The sequence below is a fragment of the Rhizobium sp. 01N447_2 genome (assembly GCF_056399245.1).
Genome location: NZ_JBFTQY010000036.1, coordinates 43,615 through 60,437 on the forward strand (window position 1 = coordinate 43,615; position 16,823 = coordinate 60,437).

Genomic DNA, 16,823 nt, shown 5'->3' on the forward strand with positions numbered 1-16,823 from the left:
CCGACCCGGCCTAAAATCATCCTGTTCTGGCATCAGCGGTCGAAGATGTCCCGCCACTGCTTCTCACCGATCATGCAGTCTGTGCCCGCCTCAGCGCCGGCGATCTTCTGCACCATCACCGGCGGGGAAAGGCCGCTGATCTCCAGCACCAGCTTGCGGCGCACGGCAACGGCGAAATCCTCGATCTTGCGGACCGGCAGCACGAAGGCGCCGGGGCCGCCGATCACGCAATCCGCATAATATTTGTCGAGCCCATTGGGCGCATCGGAGGGCCGCAGCATGATGGCAAGGCCGTTGATGATCACGCCTGCTTCCACCGCCTTGTCGCGGGCGGGGGTGACGGGATCGCCGGAATTGTTCGGACCGTCGCCGGAGACATCGATCACCTGTCGCCTGGACTGAAAGGGACCGGAAACGATCATGCTGGCGCCCTGGGCGATCGCGGTAGAGATCGATGTGCGCCGTTGCGTGGCAATCGGCCGGGCTTCGAGTTTGCCGGCAAAAGCGATCGCGTCCTCTTCCGTCTCGATCACCTGCCAGTCGATCACGGAATCCTGGACGACATAGCCAGCCCATTCGAAATAGCTGATGGCGATGCGGCCGGTCAGCCCGCCCTTCACCGCGTCGATAAACTCCTTGTGCTTGAGCGCTTCGACATAACCTTCGCGCTGGATGCCGATCTCCTCGAAGTCCATCGACCGCGAGGTGTCGACAGCAAGCACGAGGGTCACATCGACCTCGCTTCCCCCCGCTTGCGCGATGGGGACGAGGCCGGAAAGACTCATAAGCACCGCAAGTGTCGTCAGCATTGGCAATCCAATCCCTGCGCCATCCAAGCCAGCGAACTCTAACACAGCTTGACCGACGCAGATCGCTCGGCCCCGCGCGCGGCTTCAATTTTCGGTGATGGAATCGAAAGCCCTCAATGCAAGGGAAGCCACAAGGGGGTCGTCCATGCCTTCAGCGCCTCGAGAAAGACCTGTAATCGGGAAGGCAGGAAGCGGCGCGTGGGATAGACGGCGTGCACGAAAATTTCCTCGGACGACCAGCCCGGCAGCAGGCGAACAAGTTCGCCTCTTCTGATCTGTTCGTCGCAATAGGTCGAAGGCAGCAAGCCGATGCCGTGTCCGCGATAGGTGAAGGCGCTTACCGCATCGAAATCCCGGCTTGATACCGGCCCCGACACATGCAGGCGAACAGATTTGCGACCGCTCACCAGATGCCATTCCGCCTCGCCGTTGCGGCCGTTCAAGAGAACGCACTGATGGTCCTTCAGCTCTTCGGGTTTGGTGGGAAGCACCCTGCCCTTCAGATAGTCCGGTGCGGCGACCAGATAGCGCACGCTCTTGCCGAGCCGCTGGGCGACGATGGTCGAATCCTTGAGTTCGCCGAAGCGGATGCCGAGATCGATGTTCTCCGCGATCAGATCGAGGAACAGGTTGGTGACGAAGAGGTCGACCTGGATCTTCGGATAGGTCTTCAGGAAAGCCGAGACGAATTCGTAGAAGACCTCCTGTCCGAAGATGACGGGCACGGAGATCTTCAGCAGACCTTCCGGTTTTCTCTGTGTCTCGGTGAGCACTTGCTCAGCGTCGAGGAGATGGGCGAGCGGTTCGCTGCACCTGTTGTAATAGGCCCGGCCCTGCGCGGTCAGGCTCAGTTTGCGAGTTGTCCGCTGCAGCAGCGTCACGCCGAGCTGCTCCTCCAGCGACGTTACTTTCCGGCTGACGGTCGATACCGGCATGCCGAGGGAATGGGCAGCGCGGCTGAAGCTGCCGTACTGCGCCACCTTCACGAAAACGGCGATATCGTTCAGATCAGCCATGCTCTGATTTTTGCATAGATGCAAAAGAGAATCCAGATATTTCCATCTAATCGGGTAATGGAGTTTTCGCCATATTCACCCTGCGAAAACAAAACAACCGATGGAGGCGCATTCGCAGCAGCCCCATCTCGAGCGACCGGCCTCCGCAAAACATACGGCCCGCGTTGCCCGAACCGGCTTATGGAGATCAGCATGACTACGAAAAAAACAGTCATCGTCACGGGCGCCTCGCAGGGTATCGGAGCCGGCCTCGTCAACGCCTTCATCGAGCGCGGCTATAATGTCGTCGCCACCTCGCGCCAGGTCAGCACTTCGAACGCTTTCCAAGCCTCCGACAGGCTGGCGCTCGTCGACGGTGACATTGGCGATGCCGAAACCGCAGCGCGGGTGGCAAAGACCGCAATCGAGCGGTTCGGCTCGATCGACGCCCTCGTCAACAATGCCGGCATTTTCTTGGCCAAGCCGTTCGTCGATTTCACCATGGACGACTTCAAAAAATTGTCCTCGACCAATCTCGAAGGCTTCATCCACCTGACACAACTAGTCGTCGGACAGATGCTCACACAGAAAACCGGCGGCAGCGTCGTCAGCATCACCACGCCATTGACCGATCATCCGATCGCCGGTTTCTCCGCTTCGGTGTCGATGATGACAAAGGGCGGCATCAACGCCATCTCCAAGAACCTGGCGATGGAATATGCGAACAAAGGAATTCGCTTCAATATCGTCGCTCCCGGTGTGGTGGATACGCCGCTGCACAAGGACAATCCGAAAGATTTCTTGAAGACGCTTTCGCCGATGGCAGGCATATCAAACGTCGAGGAGATCGCCGACGCAGTCGTCTTCCTTACCGAAGCGCCGCGCGTAACCGGGGAGGTGCTGCACGTCGACGGCGGCGCACATCTGGGCAGATGGTAGACCATGCGAAAGCGCAGGCAGCCGGCGCGGATCGACGGCTGCAGGAACTCGGCATCACGCTTCCTCCGCCGCCGACACCCTTTGGGGCCTATGTCGAAGCGATAAGGACCGGCAACTTGGTCTTCTTCAGCGGGATGCTGCCGGTTGTCGGCCATGAGCCCCGCTATATCGGCCGCGTCGGCGGTGCGCTGGCGGCCGAAGATGGCAGGAAGGCGGCCGAAACGGCAACGCTGAGCGCGCTCGCAGCCGCCAGGGACTATCTCGGTTCACTGGACAGGGTCGTCAGGGTCGTCAAGCTGGGCGTCTATATCGCGACCGAAGGCGATTTCCGCGACCATCCGAAGGTTGCTGACGGAGCATCCGAAATGCTGCTTGCGGTCTTCGGCGAGGAAAAGCTCTCAGGCCGCGTCGTGCTCGGCGTCGCCAGCCTGCCTTTAGGCGTGCCGATCGAACTCGAACTCGTCCTCGAAGTCGAGGGATGAAAACGGCCGGGCGCGTTTCGGCGCGCCCGGCGGAGCGCATCTCGCCCTTCGACACCCCCCTGAAAGACACCTCAGGGGAGATTTTCCTGGGGCTTGCCGCGCTCACACCACCGCCAACAGCAGCACATAGGCGATTACACTCACCATCAGCCCGCGGAACGCAAAAGTGACGCAACGGTATTTGTTGCGGGCGATGGTGGAGAGGATGTCGGCGTTTTCGAGATACTGCTCGAAAAGGTAGCGCTCGTCGCGCCGCAGCGCCGCATCGAAGAACCGGTCGCGATGGCCATGCCAGGCGCCCCAGAACAGTGACGTCGAGCTGTTCAAATGGCGCGGCAGTACGACGAGGATCGCCGACAGGATCGAGAAGACCGAAGCTGCGGCAAGCAAGCCGGAGAACAGCATACTGCCCGGCGTCCCGCTCACGTAGCGCGCCAGGCTGAACACTGCCCTGACATCGCTGGAACTCACCAGGAAGGCCAGCATGAAAGTAAAAATATAAGCGGCCTTCTGGTCCGAGATCTTGATCTGATCATAAAATATGTCATTGATTTTCTTGATATGATCGAAATACCCGGCGCCGATGTCACCCGTCGACGGTTCGCTTGGCATAAGTTCAGTTGTACTCTCGAAATCGCTCACCCGAATACTCCATCCCATAAGTGTTTCCCTGATATTACACTTCACGCTGAATTCAAGAACACGTGTGCAATATGCTTGACTTTTCTTTTCTACTTGGACAAAGGGGAAGCGGGGGTTGGGGTCATGCTGGGTCGCTGGAAAAACATCTGTCGCGCCGGGGTGGCGCTTGCGCTTGTCGTACCGGGCTTTTCGCCGGCGGCGGCTGACCCCGTGCAGCGTGCAACACCGGTCGCCGGTTCCGTCATCGCCCGCAAGACCGGCGAGGAGGTCCGCTTCATCGACGTGTCGAACTGGCGCGTCGTCGACATCAATCAAGATCTCCTGACCGGCGACGTGTTGCGCACCAATGCCAACGGCCAGCTCGCCATTGTCTTTTCCGATCACACCCAGGTTCGCCTTGGCCGCAATTCCTCGCTGCAGGTCAAGAAGATGGCCGCGAGCGGCGACACGACGCTGGAGCTGCAATCGGGAACGATCTGGGCGCGCGCCGAGCGCGGTGGCCAGGGCCTGACTGTGGAAACGCCGGCGGCCGCAGCCGCCATCCGCGGCACCGACTGGACCATGACGGTTGAGGGCGCCAAGACCTCGATGATCGTGCTCGAAGGCCGCGTGGCGCTCACCAACCCGCAGGGCAGCGTCGAGGTGAACGAGGGCGAAGGAGCGGTCGCCACGATCGGCCAGGCGCCACATAAGGTCATCAGCGTCAATCCCGACGACCGCGAACAGATGCTCTTCTATCTGGACCTGCGCGACGGCTTCGACTTGATGCCGACTTCGCCGCTGCGGGCCGACCGCATGGCGACAGAACGCCGCCGCCTGCTGGCGCTGCCGCCGGAGCGCCGCACCACCGAAGACTGGCTGGAACTTGCCGAAGTGCAGAGCGCCTTCGACGGACGCCAGGCTGCCGCCGCAACGCTGCAGAATATCCGCGACCGCAAACTGACGACAGCCCAGCAGGCGCGCGTCAATCTGATCGACGCCACCATCGCCGGCTCCGAGAAGCGTTATGGCGATGCCGCTAAGCTCCTCCGGAAGGCCCTGCCGCATCTCGACCCGACACGCCGCAACATGGCCCAATATGGCGGCTATTTCGCCCGTGCGCTGGCCGACCCCGCCCATGCCGAACAGCCGCCGGCTAACACCACCGGTCCCTATGGCGCGATCATGGAGGCCTATACGGCAGGCTTCCTGAAAAACCCGCGCGCAGCGCTCGAGATCATAAAGAAAGCGGAGCAGCGCTATCCTGATGACCCGACCCTGCCGGCGGTCCGCGCCCAGCTGGCGCAGCTCACCGACGATCGCGAGCAGATGAAGGAAGCGATAGAACGCTCGCTGTCGCTCGACCCTGATCATCCGATGGCGCTCTCCGCCCGCGCGAGTTACAAGGCGGCCTATCAGAGCGACATCAACGGCGCGCTCGCCGATCTGAACCGCGCCATCGAGCTTGCCCCCGGCGGGTCAGGCACGCTGAATTCGCTCGGCCTGCTGCAGAGTTCGCGCGATGCCAATGGCGAAGCGGAAAAGGCCTTCAAGAAGGCGATCGAGCTCGATCCGCAGGACCCGTTGCTCCACGCCAACCTCGCCATCCTCTATCTTGACCAGGGGCGCATGAAGGAAGCCAAGCGCGAAATCGACACGGCCATCGCGCTCGATTCGTCCTTCGACATCGCACTCCTTGCCCGCGGCCGCTATTACCTGCAGACCGGCGAGCGCGACAAGGCGATGGAGGACCTGCTGGCCGCCAGCACCGCCAATCCGGCGCATTCGCAGTCGCAGCTGATGCTCGCCGCCGCCCATTACGAAAAAGGCGACCGCATCCCTTCTCAGCAGGCGCTCGACAATGCCGACCGACTCGACAAGAACGACCCGGTTATCTCCGCCTTCCGCACCGCCGTCGATATCGACGATTACGACGCCGACGGCGCGATCCGCAATGCGCAGGATTACCTGCGACGCTCTCGCGCCCGCGGCGGCGATTACAGCTCGCTCGGCGCCAATGCGAGCGCCGGTTCGACGCTCAACAACGCCTTCCGCCTGCAGGGCCTGGACGCCTGGGGCCGCTATTACGGCGATGCCGCCTTCGACCCGTTCAAAGGCACCGGTTACATCGACCAGTCGATCAAGGGCAGCATCTTTCCCTACGTCAACGCGGCGAGCTTTAGCGATGACAATATCATCCAAAACCGCGGCAACGCGTCAAGCTACTCATCCTTCATCCAGGGCCTGCTGCTCTCGCCGCACATGCTGTCGGGCCGTTCGCGCTCGGCAACGCTGTTCGATGTGCCCTTCATCGAAGGCTCGCTTGGCGGCGGCATCAACAGCGTCGACGGCCATACCAGAGGCATCGGCGAAGCCGATATCCAGGGCTATTCCAACGAGACGATTCCAATCAGCTTCTATGGCAATCTGACCTGGGAAGAGCTGGCGCTCGATGGGGACTACCGCGACTTCGGCGGATATGCGACCGACAATGAACTGCTCGGCGGCAACGGCTATCTGACGGCGACTGTGACGCCGGATGACCGCGTCGTGGCCTATTTCAATCACGCCAAGATTGATGGAACGCTGAATGCGCTGTCGACGGATCCCTCGCTCTCGGATGCGCTGAATCCCGTATTGCGTTTCTTTGGCTTACCGCTGGCACCGGACGAACTGCCGCTCTACACCACTCGGCGAGATACAACGCAACTCACCAACGCCGGCCTTGGCTGGAGCCATACCTTCGCCTATGAGAATGTCCTGAACGCTGCATTCCTCTATCAGCAGACCGAAGCGAAAACCACCAACGACATACGGTTCGACTGGGCGGACGTGCCGCTTCTCGGCGGCCCCGGCAGGGACATCAGGCCTTTCCTTCAAACCAGCGACGAAAATGACTCGAAGGCCTACATCGCGGCGCTCGGCCACAGCATCGGCGATGAGTCGCTGACCTGGCGTTACGGTATCGAGGGCGGCTGGATCGACGCGTCGCGCGAGACCTATTTCCATCTCGAGGATGTCATTCCGGGCCTCATCGACGGTGTGACCGACGGACCCACGGAGGTTGAGACCCGCATCAATATCGGTCGCGCCTATGTCGACCTCCTCCATGAAATCACCCCGAACCTGAAGGGCGAATATGCGCTCTTCGGCACGCGCCTGGAAGGCGATGGCGTTGATGTCAGCCGGCTCGAACCACGCTTCGGCCTTGCCTGGGCGCCGACGCAGAACCATTGGCTTCGCGCGGCCTTCATGCGCCAGAGCACCGACACAGGCGTTCCTACCCTTGCGCCGATCGGCATCCTGGGTCTTCAGGCGAACCAGTTCTCCGTCGGCACTGAAGGTTACGTCGATACGGCGGCGCTCGAATGGGATGCTGAATGGACCGACCGTCTCTTCACCACGGTGGAGTACCAGCATCAGGAACTCCATGATTTCTCGATCGGTCTGCCGCTGATTTCGCTTCCGGCCCTCGACAGCCTGCCGCTCTCGCGCGGCAGCATCGACCGCGCCGCCGTTACCGCCAACGTTGCGCTCGGCAATGGTTTCGGTCTCTCGGCCACCTACGCCCACATGGATTCCGAAAACAAGGATCCGGGAACCTTCAACTACGGCGGTAACCTKCCCTATATACCCAAGAATTCCGGCCAGATCGCGCTGACCTGGGTCAACGAGGCCAAGGTCAAGGCGACGGTGGCGGCCAATTATGTCGGCGAGCGCGACGGCGACGACCTCGGCACCAAGCTCGACGACTATTGGAGCCTCGATGCCCACCTGATCTGGGAACCGCTGGACAAGCGCATCGAGCTGGAAGCGGCCGCCTACAATCTCCTCGACGACGACTTCGAGATCACGCCCGGCGTGCCCGGCTGGGGCCGCGCCTTCAAGGGCACGCTCAAAGTCCGCTTCTGATGCGGGAGCAGAAAAAGCCTCGGCAACTCAGACCGGCCGGCGGGCAGGCCGAAAGCCGCCGCCTCAGGCTGCTGGTGCTGTCGCTTACCGTCCTGATCGCCATCTCGCTGCTGTCGCGCCTGCCCGCCTGGTCGCTGCTTGAGCTGAGAAGCTTCGACTATCTCTCGACCGTCGACGATCCCCGTCCGCCACCCGGCGGACCCGTCATCGTCGCGATCGACGAGCCTTCGCTTGCCGATATCAATGCGCAGTGGCCCTGGCCGCGCAGCCTGCATGCCCAGCTTGTCAGGCAGCTACGCACGGCCGGTGCCCGTGTCATCGGCCTCGATATCATCATGGCCGAACCTTCGAACCCCGAGAACGACGACGCGATCACGAAGGCCGTCGGCCCGGATGTCGTGCTCGCCGGCGACGAAACGCTGATCGAGACGCCCCAGTCCTCGCAATTGATCCGCGCCACGCCGCTGCCGCAACTGACTGAAGCGGGTGCTGTGACCGGCATCGCCTCCGTCGATCTCAGCGGTGACGGTGCGTTCCGGCGCATTCCAGGTTATGAGGACGGCTTTGCCGCCATGCTGATGAAGGCGTCGGGAGCAGCACCCAAAGCCTTGCCGGCTGGCCGGCTCATCCAATCCTTCGGCGCGGCCCGCAGCTATCCCACAGTCTCCTACTACCAGGCGCTCGACCCTGAGAACCTGCTGCCGCCGGATTATTTCAAGGGCCGCGTCGTGCTCGTCGGTCTCAGCCTGCAGAATGCCCCTGCCATCGACAAGGGCGGCGTCGATGCCTTCGCGACACCTTATACCGTCCACACCGGCACGCTGACCTCCGGCGTCGAGATCCAGGCAACGATCTACGACAATATCCGTCGTGGCCTGTCGATCGCGGAAGCCCGCCTGCCGCTGGTCGCCGCCTGCATCCTGATCTCCGTGCTGCTCGCCGCCGCCACCGTCTGGCGTTCGACGGGATGGTTGACGATCGTAGCCAGCGCGGTGGCAGTGCTTGCATTCGCGGCCGCGAGTTTTGCCGGCATCCGCTTTGCCCATGTCTTCGTCTCGCCGCTCGGCCCTGTCGTCGCCTATGTCTCGGTCGCCTTCGGCCAGGCCGCCTTCGATTATGCCGAGGAGCGCCGCAACAAGCGGCAGATCATCCGCGCCTTCGCCCAATATATCTCGCCCGATCTGGTCAAGCGCCTGTCGAACGATCCATCGCAGTTGAAGCTTGGCGGCGAGCGGCGCACGCTCTCGGTGCTGTTTTCGGATGTGCGTGGGTTCACAACCATCGCCGAGACGCTGAAGGACGAGCCGGAGCAGCTGACCGGGCTGATCAACCGGCTGCTGACGCCGCTTTCCGACGTGGTGATGGATCATGGCGGTACGATCGACAAATATATGGGCGACTGCATCATGGCCTTCTGGAACGCGCCGCTCGACGATCCCGATCATGCACTCCACGCAGTCAAAGCCTCGCTCGCCATGCAGGCGGCGATATCGAGCCTGAACCGTGAGCTGGAGCGGGAGGCGGCAGCGCGCGGTGGCAGGCCGCACGTGTTGAAGATGGGTGTCGGCATCAACACCGGCGAATGCATCGTCGGCAACATGGGCTCGACCCGCCGATTCGACTATTCCTGCCTCGGCGACAGCGTCAATCTCGCCTCCCGCCTCGAAGGCGCCTCGAAGAATTATGGCGTGGCGCTGCTGCTCGGCGAGGAGACTGCAAGACTGGTCGCCGGCACCTACACTGTCATCGAGCTCGACCGCATCATCGTCAAGGGCCGCACCGTGCCCTCGCCTGTCTATACCGTCGTGCACAAGGCCGACGCCGAAGCCCTTGCCGCCCATCGGGCCTTCACGCAAGCGAAATACGCCGGCACACTTGCGCCATCCGACCCCGCCTTCGACAGGCTGGCCGCTGATATCCCGGAGCTTGCAGGCTATTACGCGATCGTGCGGGATGCGCTGGCCGAGGCGGGCGAGGAATGACCGGCGAAGACGTCTCGTCACACCTGACAATTGCGCACGGATGTTCGTTCATGAGCCGCTCGTTTTGCCGAAGGCGTACATGTTGGTCGGCGCACCGTGCAGCATTACCTCCCGCTCGTATTTGAAGCCACATTTCTCGAGAATGCGTCTTGAAGCGACATTGGCGGTGCGAACCAATCCGATCATCCGCCCCGCATGCAGATCATCAATGGCAAACACCAGGGCTTCCCTGACCAATTCCGTGGCATATCCCTGCCCCCAGCTTTCAGGTTGCAGATGATAGGAAAGATTGAGGTCGTCGAATTCCTTTGAAACGGTCACACCGCCGAACCCGATCAACGTACCGTTCGCCTCAACGGCCCAACGCCCAAACCCGTGATCTTTCCAATGCCCGATGTCGCGCGCAAGCCGCGCTGCGCTTTCCGCCGGCGTATCAGGCCGGGGCACCGGTCGGTGTGCGACCAATTCCGGCCGCGAAAAAAGTCGGGTCAGGAAATCGATATCCCCCTCCAAGGGAATTCTGAGGCGCAATCTGGCGGTACGCCTTACTGCCGACTGCAAGGCGCCCTTGAATTCGTGCTCAAGCATCTTCCATCCAATTTTCAAAATGCGGCAACGTCACCGATACCAAATTATTCCAGGCGGCGCGCTTCCAGCGGCGCGTCCTGCCTGAATCCCTCGAAATAGCGGCCGCCATGCAGGGCAAGCTCCCGATCGGCCAAAGCCAGGAACCGGGTGCCGTCACCCGCAGCCGCCAGACTGAACGCCGCGTCGAATTCGGCCGCCAATTGCGCGTCGAACTCCCTCATCAGACGGGGCGCCCACTTTCCCCGGCCAGCCCACACGCCACGTCCGAGAAGCATCAGGTCGGCGAGCTTCTGATAGAGCAGCGCGGCGATGGCGGCGATCTCTTCGGGTGGGCGCGTTCCTCGCAGATCGTCGGCCAGATCGGTGACCTGATAGCGCAACAAGTCGTAGTCTGCCCCGGCAAGAGGCTTGGGTCCTGCCGCCAGCATACTTGCCGCCTTTGCCTGGATGACGCGCGCGCTGTCGATATCCGATCCCATTATACAGCCCGTCGCGACCATGTTGGCCATGATGGGATAGCCGCTGTCGGCATCCTGATGGAGATAATGCGCCAGTGTCTGCGGATCGTGGACGAAGACCTCGACCGGGAAACCGTCCTCAGTGAACGATTCCCGCCAGGCTCTTTCGAGAGACGGGAACACGACGACCAGATCGATATCCGAAAAGGTGGTGCCTTCGCCGCGCATGATGGAACCCGCCGCATAGGCAAAAGCAGCCCCAACATAGCGGCTGGCGACACAGCGGCGGGCAGCGGCCAGAGCCCGCTCCGCAAGAATATTTTTCTGGATATCGTCCACGATCTCGTCCTCGAATGCGGGCGCGGGCGGGAACAAAAAACCCGCTCGTCACCGGCGGGTTGGTCTTAGCAGCTATGAACGGAATTCAGTTCAAGCGTCTACCACCCACCGCGGCGCGGTGGTCGTAGACGTCATCGAAATTGCAAAAATCCTGCTCATGACCAAGGTTAACCCGCGACTGTGACAGCGTCAATGCACCGAAGCCGGACGCCAAGGACGCTTCCCCGGCACGCCGATTTCCGTCTAAGATGGCGCAAGACTCGCAAACAGGAAGAGCCCGCCAATGTCCGATCCCGTCACCGTCATCCCGCTTCCGCAACCGGCGCTGCTGCCGGTCGAGGGCAGCGCCGAGCATTTTCCGGTGCGCCGCGTCTATTGCGTCGGGCGGAACTATGCAGACCATGCGATCGAGATGGGCCATGATCCCAGCCGCGAGCCCCCCTTCTTCTTCCAGAAGAATGCCGACAACTTGCTGCCGGCGGGCAAGGCTTTTCCCTACCCGCCGCTGTCATCAGACGTGCATTACGAGGTCGAGTGCGTGCTGGCGCTGAAATCGGGTGGCGCGAACATCAAGGCCGCGGACGCGCTCGACTGCATCTACGGCTATGCCGTCGGCATCGATTTCACCCGCCGCGATCTACAGGGCGAAGCAAAGAAGCTCGGTCGTCCCTGGGAGGTCGGCAAGGCCTTCGAACATTCCGCCCCTGTCTCGTCGATCATTCCGGCAAGCCGTCTCGGCCACCCCGCTGAAGGTAAGATCTGGCTGGAACAGAACGGCAAGCGCGTGCAGGACGGCGATCTCAACCAGATGATCTGGAAGGTGCCGGAGATCATCGCCGAACTGTCGAAGCTCTTCACTCTCGCGCCTGGCGATATCATTATGACCGGCACGCCCGCCGGCGTCGGCGCGGTGGCCAGGGGCGATCGCATCAATTGCGGCATCGACGGCGTCGCCACCCTATCGGTCGAGGTCGTCTGAGGAGAKAGCCATGCCCGTCTACGCGCTCGGCGGATTAACGCCGAAACTGCCCGCCACCGGCCTCTATTGGATCGCACCGGATGCCAACATCATCGGCCAGATCGAGCTCGGCGAGAATGTCGGCATCTGGTTCGGCGCCGTGCTGCGTGGCGATAACGAGAAGATCACCGTCGGCGAAGGTACCAACATCCAGGAAGGTGTGATGGCCCATACCGACATGGGCTTCCCACTGACAACAGGCAAAGGCTGCACCATCGGCCACCACGCCATCCTTCACGGCTGCACCATCGGCAACAACACGCTGATCGGCATGGGCGCGACCATCCTGAATGGTGCGAAGATCGGCAACAACTGCCTCGTCGGCGCCAATGCGCTGGTCACCGAAGGCAAGGAATTCCCCGACAACTCCCTGATCGTCGGAGCGCCCGCCCGCGTCGTACGCGTGCTCGACGAGGCGGCGGCCGAGGCCATCCGCCGCTCGGCCGAGAGCTACATCGCCAACTGGCAACGCTTCGCGCGCGATCTCAGGCAGATCGGTTGATCGGGTAACGCGAGGCCAGTGGTCAGGCGTCCCGCCGCCCGCAAAGCGTTCACCACACGCCCGGAATCCAGCGCCAGCGTACACGCGCCATATAGTCGGCATAGCCTTCGAGCCCCCTGCGCAGTTCGGCTTCCTCGCCGAGCGTGCGGCCGAAGAGGACGATGATGAGCAGGCCGGCGGGGATCAGCGCGTAGAGCGATCCAAGCGACAGCGCCATGCCGACGCTGAGCACGATAGCGGTTGCGTATCCGGGATGGCGTATGGCGGCGTAGGGTCCCGTGTCGATTACCTTGTGGTCGCGGTCGGTCTGGATGCGCACCGTCGGCTCGAAATGCCGGTTGACCGATTGCGCCCAAGTTAGGCCGAGATAACCTGATGTCATCAGCAGATAGCCGATGAGGACGATCCAATCAGGCTGCGGCACCCAATGGAAACGCCCGTCGTCGAACGCGCCGACCGGAAGAATGGCGGCGAAGAGAATGATCGTCAGCGTCGCCACCACGGCGTCCCAGGGCCTGGTGCCTTTCTGATATCGGCTGCGCGCCGCAAACAGCTCCGGATTTGTCCGCCAGATCCAGATGATCGCGACACATGTCAGTGCAAGGAAGAGGCCGAGAAAGATCCAGCCACGCGGCCATTCGAGCGTGCCGGCCGGCCAGAATAGCGCGCCAAAGATCACGGCAATGGTGATGGCGAGCGAGCCGAGCGATGGCGCCGTCGCTGCGAACGAGTGATTGGGCCGAGTGTCCTGCTCTGTCATGACCGCTCTCCGTTCAACCGGGAACGAGCTGCCTGATCCCAACGGCTGCCACCTAAGTCTAACACCACCGCACCGGATTGAGGAGACGGACGCACCCGATGGCAGCGTAGCGAACGAAAGCTGCGCTTGATCGTCGCGACGCTTTTGCATCCAGCATTCGAGATGTCGGAGAAATTCTACCGTCGCCGCAATGATGGCTGAGGGCGGATTCCGGTAAAGAGCCGCCCTATTCGGCAGCTTCGAGAAACTGGCTGTTTCGCGAGGACGAGGCAAGAGCCTGAACCCTGGCTTCGGCCTTGGCGATCAGCTGATAGAATTCGTCCTGTGCTTCGACATCCAGCTGAATGACGGCATTGACGTCATCCGGCGTATCGCAAACGCAGGCGACCGCCGAAATGGGACAGATGCCGCCAGGATAACGCTTGCCGGTGCCGGTATAGGCGCGACGGCTCCAACGCTCGGAATAAACCGTCTCTTCCCGCTCGAGATGCAGGATCGTTCCCTTGCAGGCGATCACGATAGCCGCCTTACCGTAAGCGAACCAATGATAGTTCAGCTTCCGGAGAATATATTTGCCGGTGATATCCTCGCCAGCCAGTTCGGCGGGGTTTTCAATCATTCTAATCATGACGGCTTCCTCAACGTTTAAACAATATCCGTCATGTCTTCGCGCGCAGCAAGTCAAAAAACGCAGCTTTTGGAGACACTTAGTCACAAAGTGTTTCCGATTCTTACATTAACCACGCGCCGAGCACCCCTTGTGCACACAATTCTTCGTCGAATTTCCCGCAACCTGCTACCGATTTTGTCGTTGTCCGAGGTGGCAGTCACGTCAATGTCCCCTTGTGTTTTTCGGCGCGGGCTCGATATGTCTCCCTGAATGGTCCGAAGACCGCGCCGTTTTTCATCCCACGAACGGCCGGTTGTTTCGCCAGCTGGTCACCGCAGGAGAATTTCATGGTCGACGCGATCAACCCCATCTCCGCCACCGCCCCATCCGAACCCACCAAGGTCGGCACCAGCACCTCGATCGGCTCCGAACCGGAYAATGCCTGGGTCGCCGCCCGCCAGTCGCAGATCACGGCCGATCAGCTGGCAGCGAAGAGGGCCGTGGAGAAGGAAGCCGCAAGCGATCTCATCCCGCACGCGAATCTGATCGTCGACGACGAGGCGCATCCGCAAAAGCGGCACGGGCATGCGGCATCGGAAGAAGGGGAAGCGGCGGAACAGCCGGTCTTGTCAGGCGAAAGCGATCGGATCGGCACCCGCAATTTCGACGACGACACGCCCTTCGGCGAGCGCGTCGCCATCATCTGAGCGAAACGCAGACCGGAGACCGTCCGCGCGATCAATTCGAGCCCGCAAGCTGGGACTCGATCGCCGCCTTATCGATGACCGACCAGACCTCGACGATCTTGCCGCCGCGAAATTCGTAGATGACGTTCTCGGTGAAGGAAAGGCGTCTGCCGTTTACATCGAGGCCGAGGAATTTAGCCTTCGGCCTGCAATCGAAGCCGAGCCGGCAGGCGATGTATGGCGGATCGCAAAGGAGCATCAGCACCTTGAAATAGAGATCGGGAATCTCATCGAAGTCCCGCTCGAGCATGGCGACGTAGCCCGACAGCCCGAGGCGCCGACCGTTATGAACTGCATCGTCGCCGACGAACTGCCCGAGATTGGGCCAGTCCTGCCTGTTCAGGCAGGCGATGTAGCCGCGATATATCTCCGCGAGTTCGGTTTTCGTCACGCGATCGTCCTGCCTTGAGTTCTGCGGCAAAGATAGCGCCGGCATCTGCACTTGCCAGCGGCGAGCGCCGCCTCGAGACTTTCAGTTCAAGAGAACTCGCCTGCACGGGGACCAGCAAGCGTCACGCGCCAGCCCGTTCGCGATTGGAAATCCTGAGTGGCCAGAAACGTATAGCCCGTCGAGCGCCAGAGCCGCACGGCGCTGGTCAGATTGTCGAGCACATAATCGCCGCCATCCGTCCGGGCAACGAGAACGACATGGTTTTGATCCTGCGGTCCAATCACCACGGAAAGCGCCAACCTGTTCGATGGAAAACCAGCTTCGATCAGGTCCTTCATCTTCTGSAGAGCGTAGTCCTCACAGTCGCCTCGGCCGGCAACCGGCAGAGACCAAACATCCTTATTTCGGGAAGACGGGCGATCTTCCGCGGGAATGATCCGTCCATTTACGGCACGATTGACCTTTTGAAGTAGCGCTGTTCCTGCCTGATCATTCAGCTGTTGCGCCGCCATCCTGCCGCACAGCCACTTGTACTTGGCGCAGGCTGCGGCGAATCCCACAGGTGCGCCGATGCTTCGCGTCACAGGAAGCGATGATCCCGCAACCGCTTGAAAATGCAGAAGAATGAATAAAAAGGCAGCGAGCGAAAAGAGGCGCTTCATAGCCGATTCCTTTTATTTGTTGCGAAACAATAACATAGGCACAATAAAAATTTAGTAAAATTTTATACTTGCGAATTTAACTGTATTAGGCGAATGAGACAGATTAACCATCATCTATTCTTCGTGTTAATTTATTGTTAGTGTAAGAGTTCTCCCATTAACATTCGGTTAACCTTGGGAGATGGATTGAAATGATCAGCAGAGCAGCGAAATTCAGCATCGCCGTTGCTTCCCTTCTGGCAAGCAGCAGCTTGGCAACGGCAGCGCCGGCAGTCGTTAATTGCAAGGCCGCAGTTCGCGGAACACTCGAATACAGGCTGTGCATGCCGACCAGAGCAATTCAGTCCGATAGCAAGTTCAGTCCGAACGATAWCGATCGCGGCAGCCAAAACATTGGCGGCGGCAAGAAGACATCCAGCACCGGCTCCCTCGCCAGCAATGGGAATGGTGGCGATAACGGTAGTGGTAATGGTAATGGCGACGGCAGCGGCAATGGCGGCGGCAGCGGCAACGGCGACGGCAGCGGCAGCGGCGACGGCAGCGGCGACAATGGCAGCGGCGACAATGGCGGAAAGGACGATCACGGCGGCAAGGGCCATGATCATCACGGCGGCGGCAAGGGCGGGAAAGATCACGGGCACGGCAAGGACGGTCCGGGCCACGGTGGAAAAGACAATCACGGCGGCAAGGACCGCGATCATCACGGCCACGACAAGGGCGGAAAAGATCACGATCACGGCAAGGGTGGCAAAGACGGCCCAGGCAAGGGCGGCAACGACGGCCCAGACAAGGGCGGCAACGACGGCCCCGGCAAGGGCGGCAATGACGGCCCCGGCAAGGGCGGCAATGACGGCCCCGGCAAGGGCGGCAACGACGGCCCCGGCAAGGGCGGCAATGACGGCCCCGGCAAGGGCGGCAACGATGGTCCCGGCAAGGGCGGCAACGATGGTCCCGGCAAGGGCGGCAACGATGGTCCCGGCAAGGGCGGCAATGACGGCCCCGGCAAGGG

Annotated in this window: 17 protein-coding genes; 8 read left to right on the top strand and 9 right to left on the bottom strand. The window is 61.3% G+C overall.

The features are described from left to right. Positions 1–32 precede the first annotated feature (32 nt). Together AC1ECN_RS22680 and AC1ECN_RS22685 are read right to left on the bottom strand one after the other, a co-directional pair. Positions 33–809, bottom strand: coding sequence for a DUF1194 domain-containing protein (locus AC1ECN_RS22680; RefSeq protein ID WP_024320871.1), 777 nt, complete (start codon positions 807–809; stop codon positions 33–35). Between the two features lie 113 nt (positions 810–922). After that, positions 923–1,825, bottom strand: a complete 903-nt coding sequence (locus AC1ECN_RS22685; RefSeq protein ID WP_477954146.1) for a LysR family transcriptional regulator — start codon at positions 1,823–1,825, stop codon at positions 923–925. A 192-nt stretch (positions 1,826–2,017) separates the two neighbouring features. Between AC1ECN_RS22685 and AC1ECN_RS22690 the strand changes: the two genes are divergently transcribed. Next, positions 2,018–2,743 carry an SDR family NAD(P)-dependent oxidoreductase gene (locus tag AC1ECN_RS22690; protein WP_024320869.1) on the top strand — a complete coding sequence of 242 codons (726 nt, stop codon included), beginning with the start codon at positions 2,018–2,020 and terminating at the stop codon, positions 2,741–2,743. Continuing rightward, positions 2,737–3,225 carry a RidA family protein gene (locus tag AC1ECN_RS22695; RefSeq protein WP_130661901.1) on the top strand — a complete coding sequence of 163 codons (489 nt, stop codon included), beginning with the start codon at positions 2,737–2,739 and terminating at the stop codon, positions 3,223–3,225. Before AC1ECN_RS22690 ends, AC1ECN_RS22695 begins: the two co-directional genes overlap by 7 nt. 102 nt (positions 3,226–3,327) lie before the next feature. On the opposite strand, the gene AC1ECN_RS22700 is transcribed toward AC1ECN_RS22695, so the two are convergent. Next, positions 3,328–3,867, bottom strand: a complete 540-nt coding sequence (locus tag AC1ECN_RS22700) for a Pycsar system effector family protein (RefSeq protein WP_130662820.1) — start codon at positions 3,865–3,867, stop codon at positions 3,328–3,330. Positions 3,868–3,990: 123 nt separating this feature from the next. Between AC1ECN_RS22700 and AC1ECN_RS22705 the strand changes: the two genes are divergently transcribed. Together AC1ECN_RS22705 and AC1ECN_RS22710 are read left to right on the top strand one after the other, a co-directional pair. Further along, positions 3,991–7,758, top strand: a complete 3,768-nt coding sequence (locus AC1ECN_RS22705; protein WP_130725876.1) for a FecR domain-containing protein — start codon at positions 3,991–3,993, stop codon at positions 7,756–7,758. Next, entirely contained in the window at positions 7,758–9,740 is a 1,983-nt protein-coding gene (locus tag AC1ECN_RS22710; RefSeq protein ID WP_024320865.1) for an adenylate/guanylate cyclase domain-containing protein, read from the top strand. The genes AC1ECN_RS22705 and AC1ECN_RS22710 overlap by 1 nt, the downstream gene beginning before the upstream one ends. A gap of 48 nt (positions 9,741–9,788) precedes the next feature. On the opposite strand, the gene AC1ECN_RS22715 is transcribed toward AC1ECN_RS22710, so the two are convergent. Both AC1ECN_RS22715 and AC1ECN_RS22720 read right to left on the bottom strand, forming a co-directional pair. Then, on the bottom strand, positions 9,789–10,328 hold the full coding sequence (locus AC1ECN_RS22715; protein WP_024320864.1) for a GNAT family N-acetyltransferase: 540 nt from the start codon (positions 10,326–10,328) through the stop codon (positions 9,789–9,791). Between the two features lie 44 nt (positions 10,329–10,372). Beyond that, a complete protein-coding gene (locus AC1ECN_RS22720) occupies positions 10,373–11,125 on the bottom strand; it encodes a nucleotidyltransferase domain-containing protein (protein WP_026171062.1) in 753 nt (250 codons plus the stop codon). A gap of 283 nt (positions 11,126–11,408) precedes the next feature. On the opposite strand from AC1ECN_RS22720, the gene AC1ECN_RS22725 reads away from it, so the two are divergent. Together AC1ECN_RS22725 and AC1ECN_RS22730 are read left to right on the top strand one after the other, a co-directional pair. Beyond that, complete coding sequence (locus AC1ECN_RS22725; RefSeq protein ID WP_018074271.1) at positions 11,409–12,104, top strand: fumarylacetoacetate hydrolase family protein; 696 nt, start codon at positions 11,409–11,411, stop codon at positions 12,102–12,104. Between the two features lie 10 nt (positions 12,105–12,114). Next, positions 12,115–12,645: a gamma carbonic anhydrase family protein gene (locus tag AC1ECN_RS22730; protein WP_018074270.1), complete on the top strand. Its 531-nt coding sequence runs from the start codon at positions 12,115–12,117 to the stop codon at positions 12,643–12,645. A 49-nt stretch (positions 12,646–12,694) separates the two neighbouring features. Here AC1ECN_RS22730 and AC1ECN_RS22735 read toward each other — a convergent pair whose 3' ends face one another. Together AC1ECN_RS22735 and AC1ECN_RS22740 are read right to left on the bottom strand one after the other, a co-directional pair. Beyond that, on the bottom strand, positions 12,695–13,405 hold the full coding sequence (locus AC1ECN_RS22735; protein WP_024320862.1) for a methyltransferase family protein: 711 nt from the start codon (positions 13,403–13,405) through the stop codon (positions 12,695–12,697). Positions 13,406–13,631: 226 nt separating this feature from the next. Then, positions 13,632–14,033 carry a hypothetical protein gene (locus AC1ECN_RS22740; RefSeq protein WP_130661904.1) on the bottom strand — a complete coding sequence of 134 codons (402 nt, stop codon included), beginning with the start codon at positions 14,031–14,033 and terminating at the stop codon, positions 13,632–13,634. A 329-nt stretch (positions 14,034–14,362) separates the two neighbouring features. Here AC1ECN_RS22740 and AC1ECN_RS22745 point away from each other — a divergent pair, with 329 nt between their 5' ends. Continuing rightward, the gene (locus AC1ECN_RS22745) at positions 14,363–14,722 is read left to right on the top strand and encodes a hypothetical protein (RefSeq protein WP_130672850.1); all 360 of its coding nucleotides are present in this window, start codon (positions 14,363–14,365) and stop codon (positions 14,720–14,722) included. Between the two features lie 31 nt (positions 14,723–14,753). On the opposite strand, the gene AC1ECN_RS22750 is transcribed toward AC1ECN_RS22745, so the two are convergent. Both AC1ECN_RS22750 and AC1ECN_RS22755 read right to left on the bottom strand, forming a co-directional pair. Then, a complete protein-coding gene (locus AC1ECN_RS22750) occupies positions 14,754–15,152 on the bottom strand; it encodes an ester cyclase (RefSeq protein ID WP_130661905.1) in 399 nt (132 codons plus the stop codon). Between the two features lie 86 nt (positions 15,153–15,238). Next, positions 15,239–15,814: a transglutaminase-like cysteine peptidase gene (locus tag AC1ECN_RS22755; RefSeq protein WP_130661906.1), complete on the bottom strand. Its 576-nt coding sequence runs from the start codon at positions 15,812–15,814 to the stop codon at positions 15,239–15,241. A 191-nt stretch (positions 15,815–16,005) separates the two neighbouring features. Between AC1ECN_RS22755 and AC1ECN_RS22760 the strand changes: the two genes are divergently transcribed. Further along, the coding region (locus AC1ECN_RS22760) for a hypothetical protein (protein WP_477954151.1) at positions 16,006–16,823 on the top strand (818 nt) is incomplete at its 3' end.

Coding starts and splice junctions, on each gene's coding strand:
- AC1ECN_RS22680 (WP_024320871.1), bottom strand. CDS start 809: ATGCTGACGACACTTGCGGTGCTTATGAGTCTTTCCGGCCTCGTCCCC.
- AC1ECN_RS22685 (WP_477954146.1), bottom strand. CDS start 1,825: ATGGCTGATCTGAACGATATCGCCGTTTTCGTGAAGGTGGCGCAGTAC.
- AC1ECN_RS22690 (WP_024320869.1), top strand. CDS start 2,018: ATGACTACGAAAAAAACAGTCATCGTCACGGGCGCCTCGCAGGGTATC.
- AC1ECN_RS22695 (WP_130661901.1), top strand. CDS start 2,737: ATGGTAGACCATGCGAAAGCGCAGGCAGCCGGCGCGGATCGACGGCTG.
- AC1ECN_RS22710 (WP_024320865.1), top strand. CDS start 7,758: ATGCGGGAGCAGAAAAAGCCTCGGCAACTCAGACCGGCCGGCGGGCAG.
- AC1ECN_RS22715 (WP_024320864.1), bottom strand. CDS start 10,328: ATGCTTGAGCACGAATTCAAGGGCGCCTTGCAGTCGGCAGTAAGGCGT.
- AC1ECN_RS22725 (WP_018074271.1), top strand. CDS start 11,409: ATGTCCGATCCCGTCACCGTCATCCCGCTTCCGCAACCGGCGCTGCTG.
- AC1ECN_RS22730 (WP_018074270.1), top strand. CDS start 12,115: ATGCCCGTCTACGCGCTCGGCGGATTAACGCCGAAACTGCCCGCCACC.
- AC1ECN_RS22735 (WP_024320862.1), bottom strand. CDS start 13,405: ATGACAGAGCAGGACACTCGGCCCAATCACTCGTTCGCAGCGACGGCG.
- AC1ECN_RS22740 (WP_130661904.1), bottom strand. CDS start 14,033: ATGATTAGAATGATTGAAAACCCCGCCGAACTGGCTGGCGAGGATATC.